At 39.9% G+C, this 6490-nt stretch carries 6 protein-coding genes; 5 read left to right on the top strand and 1 reads right to left on the bottom strand.

All coding sequences use genetic code 11. From position 1 onward, the window contains the following. The first annotated feature begins 575 nt into the window (after positions 1 to 575). A complete protein-coding gene (locus ACIPKN_RS16600; RefSeq protein ID WP_400937963.1) occupies positions 576 to 701 on the top strand; it encodes a hypothetical protein in 126 nt (41 codons plus the stop codon). A gap of 146 nt (positions 702 to 847) precedes the next feature. Beyond that, entirely contained in the window at positions 848 to 1750 is a 903-nt protein-coding gene (locus ACIPKN_RS16595; RefSeq protein WP_400937961.1) for a S66 peptidase family protein, read from the top strand. A gap of 61 nt (positions 1751 to 1811) precedes the next feature. On the opposite strand, the gene ACIPKN_RS16590 is transcribed toward ACIPKN_RS16595, so the two are convergent. Continuing rightward, a complete protein-coding gene (locus ACIPKN_RS16590; RefSeq protein ID WP_400937959.1) occupies positions 1812 to 3398 on the bottom strand; it encodes a catalase in 1587 nt (528 codons plus the stop codon). 584 nt (positions 3399 to 3982) lie between these two features. Between ACIPKN_RS16590 and ACIPKN_RS16585 the strand changes: the two genes are divergently transcribed. The 3 genes from ACIPKN_RS16585 to ACIPKN_RS16575 all read left to right on the top strand — a co-directional run bounded on the left by ACIPKN_RS16585 (position 3983) and on the right by ACIPKN_RS16575 (position 6481). Then, a complete protein-coding gene (locus tag ACIPKN_RS16585) occupies positions 3983 to 4990 on the top strand; it encodes a medium chain dehydrogenase/reductase family protein (RefSeq protein ID WP_400937957.1) in 1008 nt (335 codons plus the stop codon). A 17-nt stretch (positions 4991 to 5007) separates the two neighbouring features. Further along, the gene (locus ACIPKN_RS16580; RefSeq protein ID WP_400937954.1) at positions 5008 to 5421 is read left to right on the top strand and encodes a MerR family transcriptional regulator; all 414 of its coding nucleotides are present in this window, start codon (positions 5008 to 5010) and stop codon (positions 5419 to 5421) included. A gap of 457 nt (positions 5422 to 5878) precedes the next feature. Then, positions 5879 to 6481, top strand: coding sequence for a hypothetical protein (locus tag ACIPKN_RS16575; protein WP_400937952.1), 603 nt, complete (start codon positions 5879 to 5881; stop codon positions 6479 to 6481). Positions 6482 to 6490: the final 9 nt, after the last annotated feature.

The raw sequence follows: 6490 nt of genomic DNA, 5'->3' as shown, positions 1-6490 counted from the left end.
AGACGGAAAGAAGAGTCGAAGTGACGGAAAGTAATCCGAGCTACGGAAGGAAGAGTCAAAGCGACGGAATGTAGAGCCAGAGCGACGGAAAGAAGAGTCGAAGTGACGGAAAGAAATCAGAGCGACGGAAGGAAGAGTCGAAGCGACGGAAAGAAGAATCCGAGCGACGGAAAGTAGAGGCGAAGTGACGGAAAGAAATCCAAGCGACGGAAAGTAGAGCCAAAGCGACGGAAAGAAGAGTCGAAGTGACGGAAAGAAGAGTCGAAGTGACGGAAAGAAGAGTCGAAGTGACGGAAAGTAATCCGAGCTACGGAAGGAAGAGTCAAAGCGACGGAATGTAGAGCCAGAGCGACGGAAAGAAGAGGCGAAGTGACGGAAAGAAATCAGAGCGACGGAAGGAAGAGTCGAAGCGACGGAAAGAAGAATCCGAGCGACGGAAAGAAGAGGCGAAGTGACGGAAAGAAATCCAAGCGACGGAAAGTAGAGCCAAAGCGACGGAAAGAAGAGCCAGAGCGACGGAAGGAAGGGTCGAAGCGACGGAAAGTAGAGCCAGAGCAACGGAAGGAAGAGTCGAAGTGACGGAAAGAAGAGACAGAGCGACGGAAGGAAGAGGCGAAGTGACGGAAAGTAATCCGAGCGACGGAAGGAAGAGTCGAAGTGACGGAAAGAAATCCAAGCGACGGAAGGAAGAGCCAGAGTGACGGAAAGAAGAGTCGAAGCGACGGAATGTATGACTAGAGCGACATACATTCATCCGGAAATTTAAATTTTATCAACACTAGCTTCGCCATTAATCAATGCTACAATATTATCTATATGCTTGAATTAGAAAATAGGAGGGATTAGGGTGAAAAGCACCGTAGCACATTTACAAAAGGGAGATACAGTTGGTCTTGTGGCTTTATCCAGTCAAGCACAGCCCGAAAAGCTAGGAGATGCTATAGCCTTTCTTGAAGAATTAGGGCTAAACTATATAATTGGGGATACCATTCAGGCAAAGCACGATTACCTAGCAGGTAGTGATGAAGAGCGTCTGGCTGATTTTCATGAAATGGTGAGAAATCCTGAGGTGAAGGCAATTTTCTGTGTTAAGGGGGGCTATGGCTCTGCACGAATTGCGGAGAAGATTGACTACGGACTACTTGAGGAAAATCCTAAAATCTTCTGGGGCTTCTCTGATCTTACATATTTACATTGCGCGATTAATGAATATGCTAATTTAGTGACGTTTCATGGGCCGCTACTTATGTCTGTTAGAAGAATAGATGATTTATCAAAGAAGATGTTTTTACAGCTATTTTCACCGATGGAAGTACAATATACGGAGGATATTTCCCCATTAACAACGATTGCACCTGGTGTAGCTCGTGGTGAGATTATTGGAGGAAATTTACGTCGCCTTGTTAACACATTAGGTACAAAATTTGAAGTTTGCACAGAAGGTCGCATTTTATTGATTGAGGAGCTTGGGGAATCAATCCCAAAAATCGATGCGATGCTGCAGCATTTAAAGCAGGCGAGAAAGCTTGAGCAGCTGGCCGGTGTTGTTATCGGTTCCTTTACGCAAACAGAAGCGGATGAAGCGGCATTATTTGCTTTAATGAAGGATTATTTTGCGGATTTAGGCGTTCCAGTTGTTGCGGGCTTTAAAATTGGCCATGATTCAACGAATATTGCAATTCCATTAGGCGTAGATGCTATTTTAGATGGACAGGAAAAGATACTAAAGATTTTGCCTGGTGTGCATTAAAAGAAGCGCTCAGTACTTTATATTGTGCTGAGCGCTTTATTTTGTAGGAAAGTTTAGCTTATTAATAAGGCTCTGCGCCATGACCTTTATCTATAGCCTTTTGAGGTGCTTCATCACCAGCAATATTGCCAAGTGGCTTTGATGAAGATGAATCATTTCGAGCTTTTTGTAAACCTTCTTTTAACAAGCGACCGTATTCTTCATCTGCTTCTTGTGCTAATGCAATCATCGCTTCTTGAATGGCTATATGACAGACTGCTAAATCACGAATTAAGTTTTCAAGCAGCTCATCTCGCTCCCATTGCTCAAAATTGCGATATGTTTCGCCGGCTTGCTTCGTATTGCTTTGCCGATCAATGGATTCTCGAACGAGATTACCTTCCACAAGAGGTGTATATTCCTTAGCCGCTTGAGTAGCTTCTTTTAAACCATTTAACATCGAAGGCTCATAGTTAATATGAGGATTTTGCCCCGGAGCTAAATCTCGCTGATACATCATTTGACCACCGTTTTGATTGGTTGCTACTCGTTTTTTAGGTGCATTGATAGGGAGTTGTAAATAGTTTGCACCTACACGGTGACGCTGTGTATCAGAATAAGAGAAGGTACGACCTTGTAGCATTTTATCGTCCGAGAAATCCAATCCGTCCACAAGCACTCCTGTACCGAAAGTAGCCTGTTCAACCTCAGCAAAATAATCTTCTGGATTTTTATTTAACACCATCTTACCAATTGGATACCATGGGAATTGATCATTAGGCCAAAGCTTCGTATCATCTAATGGATCAAAATCAAGCTCTGGATGTGGACCATCCTCCATAATTTGGACGTTAAGCTCCCATTCAGGATAATTACCATTTTTAATTGCATCATATAAATCTTGTGTGGCATGATTGAAATTTTTCTTTTGGATTTCTTCTGCTTCTTTTTGTGTTAAGTTTTTAATGCCTTGTAAAGGTTCCCAATGATATTTTACAAGGACCGCTTTGCCTTCACTATTGACCCATTTATACGTATTGACGCCAGAGCCTTGCATCATTCGATAATTAGCGGGAATACCCCAAGGTGAATAAACAAATGTCACCATATGGAAGGTTTCTGGAGAACTTGCACAGAAATCAAAAAAGCGTTCAACGTCCTGAATATTTGTAATCGGATCAGGCTTAAAGGCGTGAATCATATCAGGGAATTTCATAGCATCGCGGATAAAGAAGATTTTTAAATTATTGCCGACTAAATCCCAGTTACCATCCTCAGTATAGAATTTAACAGCAAAGCCTCGTGGATCACGTAATGTTTCTGGTGAATGACCGCCATGAATAACGGTTGAGAAGCGCACAAAAACAGGCGTCTGCTTCCCTTTATCCTGAAATACTTTAGCCCTTGTATACTTAGCAATAGGATCATCCCCAACAACACCGTATGTCTCAAAATAGCCATGTGCCCCTGCACCTCGTGCATGAACAACACGCTCAGGAATTCTTTCGCGGTCAAAGTGACTTATTTTTTCTATAAAATCATAGTTTTCAAGAGTTGCAGGTCCTCGATTACTGACAGTTCGTATATTTTGATTGTTCGTAATAGGATGCCCCTGTCGATTTGTCAAGGTCATGTCATGCTCGTTTGTGGAATCGTGTTGTTTCGTCATTGTATAACCCCTTTCTTTTGAATATAGTTATTCTTTACATGTTAGGGGAGAATTAGACATGAAAAAACTTCTGCACATGAGGTGGAAAAAGAAAAAGTTAATGGAAGGGGATGGGAATTGCGACGTAATGGATTAAAATATGTTGGGTTTTTAATTATGTTAATTTTGGGGGAATCTTCTACGTTGCTTCTTTATTCGTTAAAGCAAGATGAGGTAATTATATGAACATAAAAAGCTCTCCTACACAAGATGTAAGAGAGCTATTGGATGGCGTTTTCAAATTAATTGTCAAGTTGTTTGAGTATGGCCATTGCTGATAGTTGGTTATTAGTCATTGGTCATACAGTAACAGGTAACTTGTCATTGGTTTTGTTTAAGTTAGCTCCAAAAAGCTAGTTTTGAAAACAGCACATCCAATTCGCTATGAAGTCTCATCGACTCCATAAATCTATTGTATACAGTTTCAGGGAAATCGTCTATGCAATAAAACTTTAAACCTTGCCTGATGCTAAATAGATTCCTTGACTTAGAGTTTACTCTAACAAATATAATACAAACATCTTTATTGAGGGGAGATATTTGATTTGAATACACGAGTAATTGTAACTAGATACGGAGGACCTCAGGTTATTGATGTGATAGAGGAGCCCTTACGAAAACCCGAAAGAGGGGAAATTCGCGTTAAGGTCCAAACTGCAGGAGTTGCACTTGCGGATATTATGAGAAGAGAGGGTAAATATCCGCTATCTCCTATACCTCCCTTTACTCCCGGATACGACGCTATTGGGATTGTTGACGAGTTGGGAGAAGGCGTGCAAAAATATTTGATAGGGGATAAGGTAGCTGTCTTTTTTAACGGAACGGGTGGCTATGCATCTTATGTGTACGCGATGGATGATGAGGTTGTCGGGATTCCTGCTCACATTGATTCCGTAACGGCCGTTGCTGTGATCTTAAATTATGTAACAGCCTATCAAATGCTTCACCGGATTGCAAAGGTAGCTGAGGGAGAACGTATCCTTATTCACGGGGCGAGCGGCGGGGTTGGTACTGCTTTGCTTGAGCTTGGGGAGTTAGCAAAATTAGACATGTATGGCACTGCTTCATTGGCTAAACATTCAATTGTATCCAAATTCGGCGCCGTGCCGATTGACTATCGAAACGAAGATTTTGTAGATACTCTTCGTATCCAGGCTCCTGAAGGTATGGACGTTGTATTTGATCCAATAGGAGGCCAGAATTTCGAGCGTTCGATGAACACCTTAAGCAACAATGGCCGCTTCATAGGTTACGGCTATACCTCGATTCTTCAGCAAGGAGATTCAGAAGAATGGGCCAAAGAATGGGAAAGTCTGGCTGAAAATCGAACTACAGAGAAAGGTAATCCGGTCTATCTTTACTCTATAACATCATTAAAAAAAGAAAGATTAGATTGGTTTAAGGAAGATGTTCGGTTCCTTCTTTCATTGTTAGAGGAAGGGAAGATCAATCCCTTGATCTCTTACAGACTTCCTTTACGGGAAGCTGCACATGCACAAGAATTGCTTGAAAAATCATTATCTGTAGGAAAGGTTATTCTTATATGTGAATGAAAGGGGACAAAAACCTAATGTACTCAATTGGTGAGATATCGAAATTAACAGGTATTTCTGCATATACACTTCGTTATTATGAAAAAATGGGTCTTTTACCTAATCCTTATCGCTTGGATGGGAAGCAAAACGGGATTCGGCAATATAATGATCAGGATCTTCGCTTTATCCAATTCGTTTATGGATTAAAGCAAACAGGAATGAAGCTAAAGGATATTACTTTATTTGCTGAAGATGGCTGTCTGTTAACACAAAATGATCAAGAAATAGAGGATATCCAGGAAATTTTACATAAACGGATTGAACTATTAAATAAACATGTTAATCTACTAGAGCAACAATTGGAGCAATTGGAAAACGTGATGACTCTTGCCAATGAGAAAAGAAGTTTTTACTTAGCTATGCTAAATGATAGACTTCCAAACCCGTAAAGACATTTTAAATTCTTCTAGGAGAAGTTATGCCTCCGGCGGATATCACGGGATCGGGAAGGAGTTGTTAGCCTAAAATCATCGCATCCATGCGAAAACGGCTAACTGACCTGCATCGGCGCTGACGCTACGTTTTCACACAAAAGACATCTTTTGCTGCCGCTACGTTAGCACTGCGCTTTCGCAAAAAATAGACTATCAAAAGCGTTTAGCCACTATTGGTTACACGCTTTTTTATATTCATTAGAGTTAGTTCAATATGTAACAAGATCCTTTATTTTACTGAAAATGTCGAAAAATGACGAATAATAAAGGTGGAAATGTACACCTTATTTTGTCAGAATTGTAATAGGAGGAGATGATATAGTATTTTAGGAACTTTTTGCACTATAATTCTATTTCATTAAATCTAAAAACGTATATTTTTAACGATATGCATTCGGAGGGAATAAAGGTAATGAAGAAAGTTTTATTATTACTTCTAGCAGTTATGCTAGTTGGATGTTCTGGAGAAGGAACAGAGAAGAAAAAAGAGGCAGATGTAAAAAAAGAAGAGGTCGTTACAGTAAAATTTGAAGAAGTTGATTCTGAATCAAAAGCTACAGTTGAAAAGTTTGCCAAAGAATACAATGAAAAGCTTACTTTATTTAAACAGGTTCAACCTATAGGATTAGACATGATTCCAGAACCAGTAACGAATGAACTTAATGATTTCTCACAAGTTCTATTGGAAGCTGATTTTAAAGAATATAAGGGCCATTACAAATTAGTTGCTAAATACAATAAGGATAAAAAAATAATTGGATATAATCTTTCTGTTCAAGGACTCCCTGAAAAAGAAGTAAATGATGAGGGAGAAGAATGGGCAGAAGGGATGACTTCAGCTGTAATAGTTGCTCAAACACTAGGATTAGATTTGGGTAAATTCACCGAATCATTAGCTAAAGCTGAAGAAAATAGAGACACTCATTCTTATACTGATTCTACATATAAGGTAACTAATCTTTGTACTGAGGTCGATGCAGGAAAATTTGAATTTAAATTTGAATTAACTAAGTAGAATAAAAAG

This window comes from Lysinibacillus sp. NPDC086135 (genome assembly GCF_044746345.1).
Taxonomy (GTDB): domain Bacteria; phylum Bacillota; class Bacilli; order Bacillales_A; family Planococcaceae; genus Lysinibacillus.
Note: the sequence above shows the minus strand (reverse complement) of the source record. Positions and strands in the feature narration are given on the sequence as shown.